Annotated in this window: 2 protein-coding genes; both read right to left on the reverse strand. The window is 70.6% G+C overall.

The window, feature by feature from the left end; translation table 11 throughout:
• The coding region (locus tag TN53_RS41780) for a Gfo/Idh/MocA family oxidoreductase (RefSeq protein ID WP_046264126.1) at positions 1 to 232 on the reverse strand (232 nt) is incomplete at its 3' end.
• The coding region (locus TN53_RS41785) for an Ldh family oxidoreductase (protein ID WP_046264127.1) at positions 229 to 605 on the reverse strand (377 nt) is incomplete at its 5' end. The genes TN53_RS41780 and TN53_RS41785, both read right to left, overlap by 4 nt.

Below are 605 nucleotides of genomic sequence, written 5' to 3' on the forward strand. Positions count from 1 at the left end.
CGTCGTTGGGGACGTTGACGACGACCGCGTCCAGCTCGGTCGAGGCCAGCAGCTCACGGTGGTCGGTGAAGACCGGGATCGTGCCCCGGGGCGGGTCGAGGGTGGCCTCGTTCAGGTCGCACACCGCGGCCAGTTCGATCTCCGGCCCCTCGGTGGCCAGCGCGTCGACATAGAAGCGGGAGATGACGCCCAGGCCGATGATGCCGATACGGAGACGGGGCTGAGTGGTCATCGGGTCCCTCCAAGGGGGGTCGGAAAGGTCAGGGAGTGCTGGGCGGCGACCGTCTCCAGGTCGGCGAAGAGCGGGGCGGCCAGCGGGACGCCGTGCTCGTGGGCGTCGCGGGCGTGCTGCGCCTCGGGCCAGCCCGGGTAGCGCACGGGGGAGTCGGGGTCCAGGGCAGGGGCGTCGAGCAGGGCACCGAACAGCTCCTCGGACTGCTTGAGGAACGTGCCCTGGTCGCGCAACCTGCCCGGCGCGATGGCCAGGACGAAGAAGCCGATGTTGTCGTCACGACCCTTGGTGGACGTCGGGCCCATCTCGGCACCCGGCAGCAGCGCCGCCAGCGCCTCCACCATCAGCCTCAGCGCATAACCCTTGTACGAGC

It is taken from the genome of Streptomyces sp. WM6386 (assembly GCF_000972385.1).
GTDB lineage: Bacteria > Actinomycetota > Actinomycetes > Streptomycetales > Streptomycetaceae > Streptomyces.